The 14,565-nt window shown below is 61.5% G+C and carries 15 protein-coding genes; 12 read left to right on the top strand and 3 right to left on the bottom strand.

Annotation, left to right across the window (positions count from 1 at the left end):
* Positions 1-38 precede the first annotated feature (38 nt).
* The 12 genes from KVG95_RS10030 to KVG95_RS09975 are packed head-to-tail and all read left to right on the top strand — an operon-like array spanning position 39 to position 11,584.
* On the top strand, positions 39-695 hold the full coding sequence (locus KVG95_RS10030) for a cytochrome c3 family protein (RefSeq protein ID WP_217856096.1): 657 nt from the start codon (positions 39-41) through the stop codon (positions 693-695).
* Positions 692-3,589 carry a TAT-variant-translocated molybdopterin oxidoreductase gene (locus KVG95_RS10025; protein WP_217856094.1) on the top strand — a complete coding sequence of 966 codons (2,898 nt, stop codon included), beginning with the start codon at positions 692-694 and terminating at the stop codon, positions 3,587-3,589. Before KVG95_RS10030 ends, KVG95_RS10025 begins: the two co-directional genes overlap by 4 nt.
* Positions 3,579-4,943 (top strand): NrfD/PsrC family molybdoenzyme membrane anchor subunit, encoded by a 1,365-nt coding sequence (gene nrfD, locus KVG95_RS10020; protein ID WP_217856092.1) that lies wholly within the window; start codon positions 3,579-3,581, stop codon positions 4,941-4,943. The genes KVG95_RS10025 and nrfD overlap by 11 nt, the downstream gene beginning before the upstream one ends.
* On the top strand, positions 4,936-5,460 hold the full coding sequence (locus KVG95_RS10015) for a DUF3341 domain-containing protein (RefSeq protein ID WP_217856090.1): 525 nt from the start codon (positions 4,936-4,938) through the stop codon (positions 5,458-5,460). Before nrfD ends, KVG95_RS10015 begins: the two co-directional genes overlap by 8 nt.
* Positions 5,457-5,990 carry a c-type cytochrome gene (locus KVG95_RS10010; protein ID WP_217856088.1) on the top strand — a complete coding sequence of 178 codons (534 nt, stop codon included), beginning with the start codon at positions 5,457-5,459 and terminating at the stop codon, positions 5,988-5,990. The genes KVG95_RS10015 and KVG95_RS10010 overlap by 4 nt, the downstream gene beginning before the upstream one ends.
* Positions 5,987-6,997, top strand: a complete 1,011-nt coding sequence (locus tag KVG95_RS10005; RefSeq protein ID WP_217856086.1) for a hypothetical protein — start codon at positions 5,987-5,989, stop codon at positions 6,995-6,997. The genes KVG95_RS10010 and KVG95_RS10005 overlap by 4 nt, the downstream gene beginning before the upstream one ends.
* Positions 6,987-7,367 (top strand): hypothetical protein, encoded by a 381-nt coding sequence (locus KVG95_RS10000; protein WP_217856084.1) that lies wholly within the window; start codon positions 6,987-6,989, stop codon positions 7,365-7,367. The genes KVG95_RS10005 and KVG95_RS10000 overlap by 11 nt, the downstream gene beginning before the upstream one ends.
* Positions 7,364-8,164, top strand: a complete 801-nt coding sequence (locus tag KVG95_RS09995; protein WP_217856083.1) for an SCO family protein — start codon at positions 7,364-7,366, stop codon at positions 8,162-8,164. The genes KVG95_RS10000 and KVG95_RS09995 overlap by 4 nt, the downstream gene beginning before the upstream one ends.
* Positions 8,161-9,105, top strand: coding sequence for a cytochrome c oxidase subunit II (gene coxB / locus KVG95_RS09990; protein WP_217856081.1), 945 nt, complete (start codon positions 8,161-8,163; stop codon positions 9,103-9,105). Before KVG95_RS09995 ends, coxB begins: the two co-directional genes overlap by 4 nt.
* Complete coding sequence (locus KVG95_RS09985; RefSeq protein WP_217856079.1) at positions 9,102-10,700, top strand: cytochrome c oxidase subunit I; 1,599 nt, start codon at positions 9,102-9,104, stop codon at positions 10,698-10,700. Before coxB ends, KVG95_RS09985 begins: the two co-directional genes overlap by 4 nt.
* Complete coding sequence (locus tag KVG95_RS09980; protein ID WP_217856077.1) at positions 10,687-11,328, top strand: cytochrome c oxidase subunit 3; 642 nt, start codon at positions 10,687-10,689, stop codon at positions 11,326-11,328. Before KVG95_RS09985 ends, KVG95_RS09980 begins: the two co-directional genes overlap by 14 nt.
* A gap of 1 nt (position 11,329) precedes the next feature.
* Complete coding sequence (locus KVG95_RS09975) at positions 11,330-11,584, top strand: hypothetical protein (RefSeq protein WP_217856075.1); 255 nt, start codon at positions 11,330-11,332, stop codon at positions 11,582-11,584.
* 15 nt (positions 11,585-11,599) lie between these two features.
* Here the strand turns inward: KVG95_RS09975 and KVG95_RS09970 are convergent, their stop codons facing one another.
* The 3 genes from KVG95_RS09970 to galE all read right to left on the bottom strand — a co-directional run bounded on the left by KVG95_RS09970 (position 11,600) and on the right by galE (position 14,515).
* Positions 11,600-11,893, bottom strand: a complete 294-nt coding sequence (locus KVG95_RS09970; protein ID WP_217856073.1) for a hypothetical protein — start codon at positions 11,891-11,893, stop codon at positions 11,600-11,602.
* A gap of 73 nt (positions 11,894-11,966) precedes the next feature.
* Entirely contained in the window at positions 11,967-13,439 is a 1,473-nt protein-coding gene (locus KVG95_RS09965; RefSeq protein WP_217856071.1) for a family 16 glycosylhydrolase, read from the bottom strand.
* A gap of 11 nt (positions 13,440-13,450) precedes the next feature.
* A complete protein-coding gene (galE, locus tag KVG95_RS09960) occupies positions 13,451-14,515 on the bottom strand; it encodes a UDP-glucose 4-epimerase GalE (RefSeq protein WP_217856069.1) in 1,065 nt (354 codons plus the stop codon).
* Positions 14,516-14,565: the final 50 nt, after the last annotated feature.

Genomic DNA, 14,565 nt, shown 5'->3' with positions numbered 1-14,565 from the left:
AGCCATAGCCTTAAGAACGTGAATTTTGGAATCCGGCGATGGCGCAGATCTTCAGCCGCTCGGCCGATACCTGGCTGCGCCTGGGGTTGCTGGTGCTGTTCGTCGGTCTCACGGGAGGCTTGCTCGTGGCATTGGCCCTGGACCGCTCCGACTACCGAACCGGCCGTAACTGGGTGGTCGAGCAGCCGCTGCCGTTCAGTCACGCCCACCATGTCGGCGAGCTGAAAATCGATTGCCGTTACTGCCACAGTTCCGTGGAGTCCTCTGCGATGGCCAGTCTGCCGCCCACCGAAACCTGCATGACGTGCCACTCGCAAATCTGGAAAAACGCCGACCTGCTCGAACCTTTGCGAAAAAGTCTGCGTGAATCACAGCCGTTGCATTGGCAGCGGGTGGTCGAACTGCCGGATTACGTGTACTTCCATCATGGCGTGCATGTGAATGCGGGCGTGGGCTGCAGCGAATGCCACGGCGCGGTGGACCGCATGCAACTGATGTTCAAGGCCGAACCACTGAGCATGGGCCAGTGCCTGGCCTGTCACCGCGATCCGGCGCCGCACTTGCGCCCCGCAGGGCAAGTGACCCGGCTGCAATGGCACACCGATCAGGATCGTCGGGCGCTGGGTGAGCAATTAATGAAGGATCGACGAATCGATCCCCGAGGCCTGAGCGATTGCGGGATCTGCCATCGATGAGCGCCTCCTCGCTGGACTTCGCCGCATGGCGCGAGCAGCTCGCCGGGCTCAAAGGCTCCGCGTACTGGCGTGGCCTCGAAGCGCTGGCGGCGACGCCCGAGGCGCAAGCGCTGATCGAGGCGGAGTTTCCCGGTGCCGCGCCCTTGTTGGACCGCCGACATTTTCTGCAATTGATGGCGGCGTCCTTGGCCATGGCAGGCTTGGTCGCGTGTGGCAAAACCCCTGAGCAAGCCGTGCCGGCGATCCGACAAGCCACGCAACTGACGCCCGGCGTTGCGAGCTGGTATGCAACGGCCATCCCGTTTTGTGGCATCGCCCAACCCGTGCTGGGCAAGACGCTTGCCGGGCGCCCGATCAAACTCGAAGGCAATCCGCAGCACCCGATGTCCGGTGGCGCGTGCGATGCCTTTACTCAGGCGGCAATCCTGCAACTGTATGACCCTGACCGTTCCCAAGCGCCGCGCTTCAAGGGTCGGGAAACCAGTTGGGACGAAGTGCGTGGCGCGCTGGCTCGACAACGCCTGACGCTGGACACCACGCGAGGCAAAGGCCTGCATATCGTCTGCGGGGCCAGCAGTTCGCCGACCCTCGGGCGGCAACTCGAAGCGCTGCGTCGGCGCTGGCCCGAAGCGCAGCTGTATCACGCCGAACCGTTCGCCGAGACTCAGGCTCTACGCGTCAGCGAGCGGGTATTCGGTCAGCCGCTGAATGCCCGGCGTTATCTGGAAAACGCCGAGGTGCTGGTTTGCCTGGAAGACGATCCGCTGGGTAGCGGCCCGCGCCAGACGCTGTTGCAACGTGGCTGGGCAGAGCGTCGACGGCAGGCGGCGCAAGGGCAGGGCGCGGCGTTGTCGTTTGTCGCCGAAAGCATTCCGACGCTGACCGGGGCTGCGGCCACGCGACGATTGGCGATTGCCCCATCGCGACTGCCTGATCTGGTGCTGGCGCTGAGCCGCGCCTTGGGTGACAACGTGGCCGACCAGCCGCGCCTGAGTGCGCGACAGCTCGACTGGGTCGATGAAGCCGCCTCGGCGCTCAAGGCTCATCCCGGCCGTGGCCTGATCTGCGTGAGCAAGCAAGCGGCAGAAGATGTGCAGGCGCAGGTGATGCGGCTCAATCAGCGGCTGGGTGCGCACGGCCAGACGCTGGATTGGCAGACGCCGACGTTGCTGGGTTACGAACGCGGACAGTTCTGGGCGTCGCTGGAGCAACTGAGCCAGCAATTGGCGGGTGGCAACGTCAGCCAATTGTGGCTGCTCGATTGCAACCCGTTGCACACCTCGGCGCCGGATCTGGGGCTGGAGGGGTTGCTGCAGAAAGTACCGTTCCGACTGCATGCGGGGCTTTACTACGACGAAAGCGCCGCGCACTGCCACTGGCATTTGCCGCTCAATCATGCGCTCGACGGCTGGAGCGATACACGCGCGGCGGATGGCAGTGCCTGCATTGTGCAGCCGCTGATTGAGCCAATGTACTCGACCCGAACCCTGCATCAAATCATCGAACTGCTGCTGACCTCCGCCGACAGCGACGCCCTGGATCAGGTGCGCATCACCTGGTCCCATGTTCCGCAAAGTCAGTGGCGCCAGGCCTTGGCCGATGGCTGGATCGAAGCCTCTGCGCCGGCAGTGGATGTCCCTGAAGCGGCGACATGGGTGTTGAACCTGATCGATATCGATGGCCTCGAAGCCGTGGTGCGTCCGGATCCTTGTGTATGGGACGGGCGTTTCGCCAATCTTGGCTGGTTGCAGGAATTGCCCAAACCCATCAGTACCCTGACCTGGAGCAACGTGGTCGGGCTGTCGCCACGGTTGGCGGAACAGGTGGGCGTGCGCAATGGCGACGGCGTTGAAGTGGCGCTGCCGGGGCAATTATTGCGCGGCGCGGCGTGGATCGAGCCGGGGCAGGCCGATCAGGTCATTGCGCTGTACACCGGTTACGGGCGTAGCCACGCCGGGCGGGTCGGTAACGGTTTGGGCTATGCGGTACGGCCGATCCAGTCATCGTCGGTAAGTGCCTCGGTACGCTCCAGTGGCGAGCACCATACCCTGGCCGTTACTCAGACTCATCACCAGTTACCGGACTATGAGGCACCGCCGATTCGCGTGGTGCAACGCGAGGCGCCGCAGTTGCCGGCGCAGCAGATTCCGGCATCTCTCTATAGCTCGGTCGTTGACAGCGGCCCGCAGTGGGGCATGGTCATCGACCTCGACTTGTGCACCGGCTGCAATGCCTGCGTCACGGCGTGTCAGGCGGAAAACAACATCGCCGTGGTCGGTGCCGAACAGGTGGCCAACGGGCGCAACATGCACTGGCTGCGCATCGACCATTACTATCAGGGATCACTGGATGCGCCACGCTCGCGTTTCCAACCCTTGCCGTGCATGCACTGCGAACAGGCGCCGTGTGAAACCGGTTGCCCGGTGAATGCCACGGTGCACAGCCGCGATGGCTTGAACCAGATGGTCTACAACCGCTGCATCGGCACCCGCACCTGCGCCTCGTATTGCCCGTACAAAGTACGCCGCTTCAACTGGCTGGACTGGAGCGCCGACGCCGCTCCGTCGATTCAGGCCCAACGCAACCCCGAAGTCACCGTGCGCGCCCGGGGGGTGATGGAAAAATGCACCTATTGCGTTCAGCGCATCAGCGCCGCACGCATCGAAGACAAACAGCAGGGCTTCGACTTCGACACCACCAAAGTCGTCACCGCCTGCCAGCAAACCTGTCCGAGCCAGGCGATCCGTTTCGGTGACATTGCCGATCCCGCCAGCGCGGTCAGCCATGCCCGCAAGGATCCACGTCATTACCGTTTGCTCGAAGCCCTCGGCACGCGCCCGCGCACCACCTATCTGGCGCGGATCGAGGAGGGGGAGAGCAGCGATGAGGCCTGAACCGCTGCTGCACGATACCGGGCATTTTCTGCCACGGGACCTGAGCGATCAGCAGGTGTCGCGGCAGGTATTCGGCCCCCTGCAACAGTTTCCCCGGCGGGTGGCGTGGCGCTGGTTATTTGGAATCGCCATCACGCTGTTGCTGATGTACCTGGCCTCGGCCACGGTACTGCTGGCCAACGGCGTGGGCATGTGGGGCAACAATCAGCCGGTGCACTGGGGCTACGGCATTCTCAACTACATCTGGTGGCTGGGCATCGGCCACGCCGGCACCTTCATCTCCGCGTTGCTGTTGCTGATCGAGCGGCCGTGGCGACACACCCTCAATCGCCTGGCAGAGTTGATGACACTGATGGCGGTGATCTGCGCCGCGCTGTACCCGATCCTGCACCTGGGGCGGCCCTGGCTGTTTTACTGGATCCTGCCGTACCCGAATGAAATGGGGCTGTGGCCGCAGTTCAAGAGCCCGACGGCCTGGGACATGTTTGCGATCCTGTCGTATTTGACAGTGTCGCTGCTGTTTCTGTTGGTGGGGGCCATTCCTGATTTCGCCACGGCGCGGGACCGTGCCCAAGGTGCGCTGAGGCAAACGCTGTATGGCCTGATGGCGCTGGGCTGGCGCGGTTCGCAGCAGCATTGGGCGTTGTGGCGAAGTACCACTCGCGTGCTGGCGATGCTCGCGATCCCGTTGGTGTTCGCCGTGTCCAGCGGCTATTCGTTCCTGCTGACCATGGGCCCGCAAAGCGGTTGGCATTCGACGCTGTTCCCGCCGTACTTCGTGGCCGGCGCGGTGTTTTCCGGATTTGCCTTGGTGGCGTTGCTCGCCATCGGTGTGCGCTGGTTGCTGCACATCGAAGCGCTGATCACTTTGCGTCATCTGGACATGCTCGGGCGCCTGCTGTTGGCCACCGGTTGGCTCACCGCCTATGGCTATCTGATGGATCTGTTCATGCCGTTTTACAGCGGCGATACCCATGAGATCGAGGTCTTATTGACACGCCTGAGCGGCCCTCACGCCTGGAGTTTCTGGTTGGCCATCGTCTGCAACGTCGGCGTGCTCCAGGCGTTGTGGTGGCGTTCGGTGCGCCAGCGTCCGGGTGTATTAGCAGCCGTAGCGCTGGCGGTGCTGGTGGGCATGTGGGCCGAGCGTTTCATGCTGGTGATCCCGCCGCAGACCCGCGATTTTCTAGTCTCGACCTGGGGCGGCTACACCCCGACGATTTGGGACTGGACGTTGTTCATCGGCAGTTTCGGTGTGTTCCTGCTGCCCTACAGTCTGTTTCTGCGCTACGTGCCCATGGTCTCGGCGTTCGAGGTCAAGCAGGCGCTGCATCAGGAGCGCGGCGATGACTGAATCCCTGGGGTTGCTGGCTGAATTCGATGCGCCGCAGCCGTTGGTTGAAGCCAGCCTGCACGCCTGGGCCATCGGCTATCGACGCCTCGATGCGTTCGCGCCGTTTCCTCTTGAGGCGCTGCAACCGTTGTTGAAACCCAAGGCTTCCAGGGTATCGAGCATGGCCTGCATCGGCGGATTACTCGGCATCGGCCTGGCGCTGTTGATGCAGATTGGCTCGGTGTGGAGCTATCCGCTAAACGTCGGCGGTCGGCCGTTGATCGCCCTGCCGTTGCTGATGGTGGTGACCTTTCTATTCGCCGTGGTCGGGGCGGCGATCGCTGCGGTATTGACGCTGCTGGTCAGCAGCCGCCTGCCACGTTTGCATCACCCGTTGTTTGGCGCTGAGGGTTTCGAGCGGGCCAGTGACGATGGGTTTTTTCTGTTTATCGAGGCCGGTGACCCGCTGTTCGACGCGCAGGCTACCCGAGCCTGGTTGGCCGAACGAGCGATTAGCGTGCGCGAGGTGCGGCCATGAACGGCTGGCGGTGCGCGCTGATAATCGCCGTGTTGTGCAGCGGCTGCGATGACATGTCGCGCCAGGCCAGGATTGAGCAACAACGGGCCGGAGCCTTGTTCGAAAACGGCTTGAGTAGCCGTCAGCCACCCGTCGGCACCGTCGCTCGCGGGCAACTGGAGCGTGAAGCGATTTTGCAGCAGCGCCCACCATTGACCGATGCGTTGCTCACCCGCGGCGAAGCGAGCTATCAGACATTTTGCACCCCGTGCCATGGCTTGAGCGGGCGAGGCGATGGTCTGGTGGTCGGCCGTGGTTTTCCGGCACCGCCGGCGTTGACCGAACCGCGGTTGCTCGGCGCCTCTGACGCTCAGCTGATGCATGTCATCGCTCAGGGCAAAGGCCTGATGTACGGCTATGAATCACGCATCCCGCCGGCAGAACGCTGGGCCATCGTTGCTCATGTGCGCTTGCTGCAGTTAAGCCAGCACGCGCCTCTGGAGGGCCTGCCAGCCGAGTTGCGTCAGGCGTTCGAGGAGAACAACCAATGAGGCGGTTGTCGGGAGCCTTCGCCATCGGCGCCGTCGGCGTCATCCTGCTCGGGGTTTGGCAGCCGGCCTGGGTGGGCGCCGGGGCGTTGGCGGCCGCGATCAACGGCAGCAACATCGTGTTGGGCTGCCTGCTGCTGGCGCTGCTGACACCGTTGATTAGTGGCCGCTGGCAAATACTGCTGGCGCCGGGCAGCGGACTGGGTCGCAGCGCGGTGGTGCTGATTGTGCCGATGCTGTTGCCGGTGCTACTCGCCATGGCCTGGCTGTACCCGTGGTTCCACGTCGACGCGCCAGGGTTTCGCGGGCTGTGGTTGTCGCCGTGGTTTTTCGTGGTGCGCACGCTGCTTTACGCCGGGCTTGCCCTGGCTCTGCTGTGCTGGTCGCAACGTCCGGACGCCGAGCGCAGTGCCCCGGGGCTGATCCTGTATGGGCTGATGGTCAGCCTGGCGGCGGTCGACTGGTTGATGTCATTGCAGTCGGGGTTTGTGTCCAGCCTGTTCGGTGTACTGCTGATCGCCCGGCAGTTGCTCGATGGCCTGGCGTTTGCCGGCCTCTGCGTGCTGTGCTGGAACCTTGTGCCGCTGCCGGCTCCACAGCGTCAGGTGCTGCGCGGATTGCTGGTCAGTGCCCTGGCGTTCTGGGCCTACGTGCATTTCATGCAGTACCTGATTATCTGGTCGGTGAATCTTCAGCATGAAACCCAATGGTATCGCGTGCGTGAGGGAGGCATCTGGGGCGTGGTCAGCGGGTTGCTGATGGCAGGGCAGGTGGCCTGTCTGCTGGCGTTGGCCTCTCCTTGGGGCGGTCGACCACAGGTTCTGATTTGGGGGTGCACGGCTATTCTGCTACTGGGCAGTGTCGAGTCGATCTGGATGAGCTTGCCGTCGATCTTCCCCGACGTTGAAATCGGAGCCGGCCTGATGGCCGTGCTCTGCCAAGGGGTTTACGGTCTCGGCCTGTGGGCATGGTGGCGTTGGCAATGGCAACGGAGGCGCCATGAAATCTGAAAAACCGCTCGGCTACGAACCCAACGAGGTCGACAGTGGCAAAGTCTGGAGTCTGGTGGCGCTGTTTTTGGCGGCGGTTCTGCTGTGCCTCACCGGCGTGGCCTGGTGGCTGATCAGCTATCAGAATCGCGCAGAATCGCGGCAGCCACCCTTGAGTGCCCTGGAACGCGAGCGCCTGCTACCACCGGCCCCACGCTTGCAATCTCAGCCTCGGCAGAACGCCGAACGACAGCTCGCCGCCGAGCGTATTCACCTCGACAGCTTCGGCTGGGTCGACCGCGAGCGCCGCATCGTACACTTGCCACTGGAGCAGGCGCGGCAGGTGCTGTTGGAGCAGGGCTGGCCAACACCCGAGGACGCCCCCCCATGAACCGTGAACGGATCTCGCTGGTGCTGGCGTTGCTGTGGCTGATGACATTGCAACACAGCGTCGCGCAGACGTTCGACCCGTTTTCCGCCGCCGGAATCGACACGGCCCAGGTCGGCCAACGCTTGGCACTGGACACACGATTTACCGATCAGCACGGCCGCTCGGTACGCCTCGGCGATTTGCTTGGCGGCCAGCCAACGCTGTTGGTGCCTTTGTATTACCGCTGCCCGAACGTCTGTGACGCGGCGCTCTCGACGCTGTTCAGTCAATTGACCCATCAGCCTTACCGCTTGGGCCGGGATTTTCAGGTGATTGCGTTCAGTTTCGATCCGCGGGAAGACAGCCATGCCGCCCGCGAGGAACTGGCCAAACTGAGTCAGCATTGGCCGTCGCTGGCGGTTGAGCCGGGCTTGTATTTGCTGACCGGCGACGCTGCTGCGGGTCAGGCCCTGGCCCGCTCACTGGGCTTCGGCTATCGCTTCGATGAGCAACAGCAACAATATGCGCATAGCTCGGCGGTGGCGGTGTTGACCGGCGATGGACGCCTGTCGCGCTGGCTCTACGGCCTCGGTTATCAGGCCAGCGATGTGCGCCTTGCATTGACCGAGGCGGGGCAGGGCAAGCTGGGCGCATTCAAGGAACAGCTTCTGCTGCTGTGTTACCACTACGACCCGCAGAGCGGCACCTATAGCAGTCGGATCATTGTTTTGCTGCAAGTGGCGGGGATGGCGACCGTGCTGGTGTTGGGCCTGTTCATTGTTCTGGCGTTGCGCCGCGATCGGCAGAGGCAGCCATGAACGAACACTTCCTGCGCTTGTGGCCCGTGCAGGGCTCGGACTATGCCGTCTCGGTCGATTGGCTGGTGATCGGCTTCACCGGAATGATGGCGTTGTTTGTAGTGCCAGTGTTTGTCGCGCTATGGATGTTTATCTGGCGCTATCGACGCGGGCGCGAGGCGAATCGGGATCATCGGGCGCAGAGCAATTTGCCGATCGAACTGGCCTGGATCATCTTGCCGTTCATTGGTTCGCTGGTGATTTTTCTGTTTTCGGCACGGCTATTCTTTTTCGCTCGCACGCCTCCGGCCGATGCCCTGGAAATACAGGTCACGGCGCGGCAATGGATGTGGAAGTTTCAGCATCAGGGCGGGCAGCGTGAGATCAACACCTTGCACGTCCCGGCACGACGCCCGGTGAAGCTGACGATGATTTCCGAAGACGTGATCCACAGCCTGTTTTTCCCCAGCCTGCGGATCAAGCAGGACGTGTTGCCGCAGCGTTACAGCATGCTCTGGTTCCAGGCCGAACACAGCGGCACCTATCAGGTGTATTGCGCCGAATACTGTGGCACCGATCATGCGGCGATGCTCGCCCGGCTGGTGGTGCTCGATCCGGGAGACTATCAACATTGGCTGCAGGACAACGGCAGCGCCGCCGACCTGATCAGCCAGGGCGAGACCTTGTACCGACAATACGGCTGCGGCAGTTGTCACGATTCCGGTAACGCGCCGCCCTTGGCTGGCGTGTTCAATCGAACGGTGCGTCTGGCCGACGGCGGCCAGGTTGTGGCGGACGACGCCTACCTGCGCGACAGCATTGTGTTGCCCCAAAAACACCTGGTGACGGGTTACCTGCCGATCATGCCGACTTACAGCAATCTGTTGGACGAAGAAGCCGTGCAGCGCCTGGTGGCTTACCTGCGCTCGTTGCCTGCCACGGCTTCCGGGGATCCGAAATGAGCGCACCCAGCTATTTGCATCAGCAAGGTTTGCTCTCGTGGTTTCTGACCCTGGACCACAAGCGCATTGCTGTGCTGTACATGGTCACGGTGACCTTCTTCTTTTTCGCCGGCGGGTTGGCCGCGACCCTGATCCGCATCGAATTGGTCACGCCCCAAGGCGATCTGTTGACCGCCGACGGCTACAACCGTGCGTTCACTCTGCACGGGGTGATCATGGTCTGGTTTTTCCTGATTCCGTCGATCCCCAGCGTGTTCGGCAACTTCCTGGTGCCGATCATGATCGGCGCCCGGGACATGGCGTTTCCGCGTCTTAATCTGTTCAGTTGGTACCTGCTGCTCGGCGGTGGGTTGTTCACGTTGCTGGCGCTGCTGCTTGGCGGGGTCGACACCGGCTGGACCTTCTACACGCCGCTGTCGACGATGTTCAGCAACGGCCACGTGGTGGCGGTGATCTGCGGTGTGTTTATCGCCGGATTTTCTTCGATCTTCACCGGCATCAACATCATCGTCACCGTGCACACCCTGCGCGCCCCGGGCATGACCTGGATGCGTCTGCCGCTGTTCATCTGGGCGATCTATGCCACCTCGATCATTCTGGTGCTGGCGACGCCGGTGCTGGCGATTACTTTGTTGCTGGTGGCCGCCGAGCACCTGTTCAACGTTGGCGTATTCGACCCGCGCCTGGGCGGTGATCCGTTGCTGTTCCAGCACCTGTTCTGGTTCTACAGCCACCCGGCGGTGTACATCATGATCCTGCCCGCGATGGGGGTGGTCAGCGAGCTGATCACTGCGGCGGGGCACAAGCGCATCTTTGGTTATCGTTTTGTCGCCTGGTCCAGCGTGGCGATTGCGGTGATCGGTTTCCTGGTCTGGGGGCATCACATGTTTGTCGCCGGGCAGTCGATGTATGCCAGCCTGGTGTTCTCGCTGCTGAGTTTCCTGGTGTCGATTCCGTCGGCGATCAAGGCCTACAACTGGAGCGCGACCCTGTACAAAAGCGACTTGACCCTGCATGCGCCGTTTCTGTTTGCCCTGACCTTTATCGGGTTGTTCATTATCGGCGGAGTCACCGGGTTGTTCCTGGCGCTGCTCGCCGCCGACCTGCATGCCCATGACACCTATTTCGTGGTCGCGCATTTCCACTACATCATGGTCGGCGCGGCAGTGGCCGGGTACTTTGGCGCGCTGCATTTCTGGTGGCCGAAAATCACCGGGCGCCTGTATTCGCAGCTGTGGGGCAAGATCACTGCGGTGCTGGTTTTTTGCGGTTTCAACCTGACGTTCTTTCCACAATTCCTGCTCGGGTATCTGGGCATGCCCCGGCGTTATCACGCCTATGACCCGGATTTTCAGTTCCTCAACGTACTGTCCTCGGCCGGGGCCTCGATTCTGGCGCTGGCCTACGTATTGCCGTTCTTTTATTTGCTCGGATCCTTGCGCTGGGGCGAACGGGCGCCGATGAATCCCTGGGAGGCGGCCGGCCTTGAGTGGCGCGTGCCGTCACCGCCGCCGCTGCACAACTTTGAGGAACCGGTGACGGTGGATTTCGAAGCCTATGATTATTCTCCCGAGGCGCGCCGTGATCCGGTCTGACGAGAAGCCCGCCGAGCCCTTCGTGGCCTGGGCGCAGCAGCGTGAGGCCGCGAGGCTGGGTATATGGCTGTTTCTGGCCACCGAAGCGATGATGTTCGGCAGCCTGATCATGGTGGCGTGGTTGTACCGACTGCAGCACCCCGACGGCGTGGCGGAAGCGGTGGCGGGTTTGCACTGGCAGCTGGCAACGGCCAACACGTTCATGTTGTTGACCAGCAGTTTGCTGATGACCCTGGCGCTGGCGGCCAGCGAGCAGGGGAATGCGCTGCGTCTGCGCCGCTGCCTGCTGGGCGCGGCGTTGCTGGGAGTGCTGTTTCTGGCCTGCAAAGGCGTGGAATACGGTCTTGAATACCGCGAAGGGCTGCTGCCGGGTTTCGCCGAGGATTCACCACTGCATCTGCCGTCAGCGCACTTATTCATGAACCTGTATTTCATCGCTACGGCGCTACACGCTGTGCACGTACTGGTGGCGGTCGGTTTGGGGCTGTGGCTCTACATGCGACTCGCACCAGACAACCTGTCAGCGCGTGGGACGCGTACGCGTCTGGAAATGGTCACCCTGTACTGGCATCTGGTGGACGGGATCTGGATCCTGTTGTTTCCAACCCTCTACCTGGTGGGGCGCTGAGATGAGCACGGCGAACGCATTGAAAGTCTACGTCGGCTTGCTGCTGCTTCTGGCGGTAGAGGTGCTGGTCGCGCTGTTCTGGCCGCGCAACAGCAGCCTGATCATGCTCGCCGCTGCCGGGCAGTTTTTGCTGCTATTGATATTTTACCTGGGCCTCTATCGCCATCAGGGCTGGGTGCGGCTGTTCGGTTGCCTGTATCTGCTGTGGCTGCTGATGATGATGGTGTTCATCCTCGGTGAAACAGCAACTCGCTGAGATCAAATGTCGTCATCATTCCTCAGCCGAAACCTGCGGCTGATGGATTGAGTGCTCAGCTGATAAGAGATGCTCAGGGTACTCAGCCATGATTAATCGCAAGTGCTCGATGGCTTCCAGGTATTTAAGATCGGCCTGCTTTCTTTTCTTCTGATACAGCGTGAACTTTTCTATGTCCATGTGGGGCTGATCGAGAAGATCAAGGGCGGCGTGGCTCAAGTGATAGGCTTCGCTGAACAGTTGTTTATTACGTTCAAGCGCCAGGTTTAGGCAGGCTATCGCTTGATCGGAAGTCATCGTACCGTTCATTGCTGCGACCTCTTTTATGGGTGTGTTTCTGGATTTTGGGTAATACCAGGCGCCTGAAAAAAGTGGCTGGCGGCTATTTACCGCGGCGCCAAACCTTGAGGTAGTCCACGCGGAAGGTGGAGGGCAGATCGGCGTCGTCGACAACGCCGAACCAGTTCCACATGGCCTCGCTGTCAAAGTTGATCTGCATCGGGAAAAACCAGTGGGTGTTCTTTGCCTCGCGCACCAGGACGCCGTCTACGTACCAGCGCAACGTGTCGGGCTGCCAGTCAAAACCGTAGACATGGAAGTCGCTGGCCAGCCGCCAAGGGCTGATCCAGTTGCTGCCATCGCTCAAATGCTCGGTGCTGTGCGGCGTGGCCCAAACGTGGGCGTTCATGTTGTACATGCGGTCGAAGGAGGCGTTTTTGGTTTTGCCGCCAATTTCGAAAATGTCGATTTCCGTGGCGTTATCGGCAAGCCCCGTCCACGCGAGCCAGAAGGCGCTGGAACCTGCCGAGTCCATCGGTTTGGCGCGGGCTTCGTAGTAGCCGTAAAAACTGCGCTCGATCGTGCGCACCATCGCCGAGCTATAGCCTTCATAGCCGAGTCGTACGTATTTTTGCGGCAAGGTTTCCTTGCGGAAAACGATGTTCAGATGGCCATCGCTCAAGTAGGCATTGTCCGGCTTGAACAGTGCCGGCTTACGCCCGAGCGATTCAGTGCCTATGGCATTGTTGACGTGCCAGCGATTGGCGTTGAGGGTCGCGCCATCGAAGTCATCGGAAAATCGTGGGTCCAGCCGCCATTGGCCGACATTGCCTTGATCGGACAGCGGCAGGTGGGCGTTGATCTGTTTCGGTGTTGTGCCCAGGGGGCCGGCACGGGTCCAGGAATTGGCAGCCTTGGGCATGGCGACAGACCACTTGTTCGCCAGGTACTGAAACACGCGCTGCCGTTCCTCGAGCGAGGCCAGGTGGCGGTCGTACACCAGTACTTCGGCGATGTCGCCGCGCAGGTCTTCGACGCTGCCGACCACGTTGCGCCCAACCGCATAGGGGCCGATAGGCACGTCGTTGAGCTCCAGAAAAAACAGGGTCGGATCGTAAGCGGTGGTCTGTTGCACGCTGATCGCGAAATTCGGTGCCACATTGTCGTTATCGACGATCTGCGGGCGCGAGCTGAACAGTCGCTGCCAGGTCTCACTGCTGCTTTGTTCGGTCAGTCTGCGTGATACGACCAACACGGTAACGGGGCCTTTTGCCGCGCGAATGGTCTTGCCGAGGAACGCCGAAGCACCACTGAAACGCACCACCGCATGGCCATTCATGGCGTTTTCCACGCGCAACGGCAGCGAGGCGCTTGCTGCATCGTCTACGGCAGCGTCGTTGGCTTTGCCGGATTTGTCATGCCATCGCAAGAGACGGGCGTGGGCATCGAGGGTCATTTTCGAAGCGTCGGCAGCGTCGAGCCACAGCACCAAACCATCGGCAAGCGGCTGTGGGGACGCTCCAGGCGCGTGGCAAACAACCGCTGCCAGGACAATCAGCAGAACATACCTGGACATGGGCCTTTTGCTCATACCCGTTGCTTTAACGCAACGGTTGCCAATAAATCGGACTGGGCGTGGTAGCCATGCGGATTACGCAACTGCCATCGCCAAGTGTCGATGATCATCCGCACCAGGTCGCGCTGTGCGTACCAGCCCAGATCACGCCCGGCCTTGGTGGGGTTGGCCCAGCATTCAGCGATATCGCCGGCGCGGCGCGGCGCGAATCGGAAGGGGATGCTAATGCCGGTGATGTCCTCGAAGGCGCGGATGATCTGCAGAACGCTGTAGCCAATACCGGTCCCCAGGTTCCAGGCATGGATGCCGTTCCTGTTCTGCAACGCTTGCAGTGCTTTGAGATGGCCATCGGCAAGGTCGACCACATGGACGTAATCGCGCACGCACGTTCCGTCGACAGTGGGATAGTCGCTGCCGAACACAGTGAGTTCGGGCACTCGCCCCATCGCGACCTGGGTCAGGCAAGGCAGCAGGTTATTGGGCCGGCCATTGGGGTTTTCCCCGATCAGCCCGCTCTCGTGCGCGCCGATCGGGTTGAAGTAGCGCAACACAGCGATGTTCCAGCGCGGGTCCGACAGGCACAGGTCGGTGAGCAATTCTTCGGTCGTGAGCTTGGTGCGACCGTACGGACTGACCGGTTTACCGGTGCCCAAGTCTTCAATGATCGGTATCTGCCGGGGGGCGCCATACACGGTGGCCGATGAGCTGAACACCAGTTTGAAGACTTCGTGTAGGGCCATCGCATGGCAGAGATTGAGTGTGCCAACCACATTGTTGGCGTAATAATCCAGCGGCTTTCGAACGCTTTCCTCGACGGATTTGAGGCCGGCAAAATGCATCACGGCATCGATGTCGTAGCGGCTGAAAATATCGTCGAGCAGCTTCGTATTGCGAATATCGCCTTCAATGAAATCGACCTGTGTAAGGGTCAAACGCTCGAGACGCGTGAGCGATTCACGGCAGCTGTTACACAGATTATCGAGGACCAGCACCTGTCGACCGGCGTCAATCAGGGCAAGGGTGGTATGGGAGCCGATGTATCCGGCCCCGCCGGTAATCAACGTGGTTTTGTGCATGATGAGGCGTTCCTGTCACAAGGAAATTGCACGAGTCAGGAGAATGTGAT

Source organism: Pseudomonas farris (assembly GCF_019145235.1).
Taxonomy (GTDB): domain Bacteria; phylum Pseudomonadota; class Gammaproteobacteria; order Pseudomonadales; family Pseudomonadaceae; genus Aquipseudomonas; species Aquipseudomonas farris.
The sequence above is the reverse complement of the archived record's forward strand: the minus strand, read 5'-3'. Positions and strand labels throughout refer to the sequence as shown.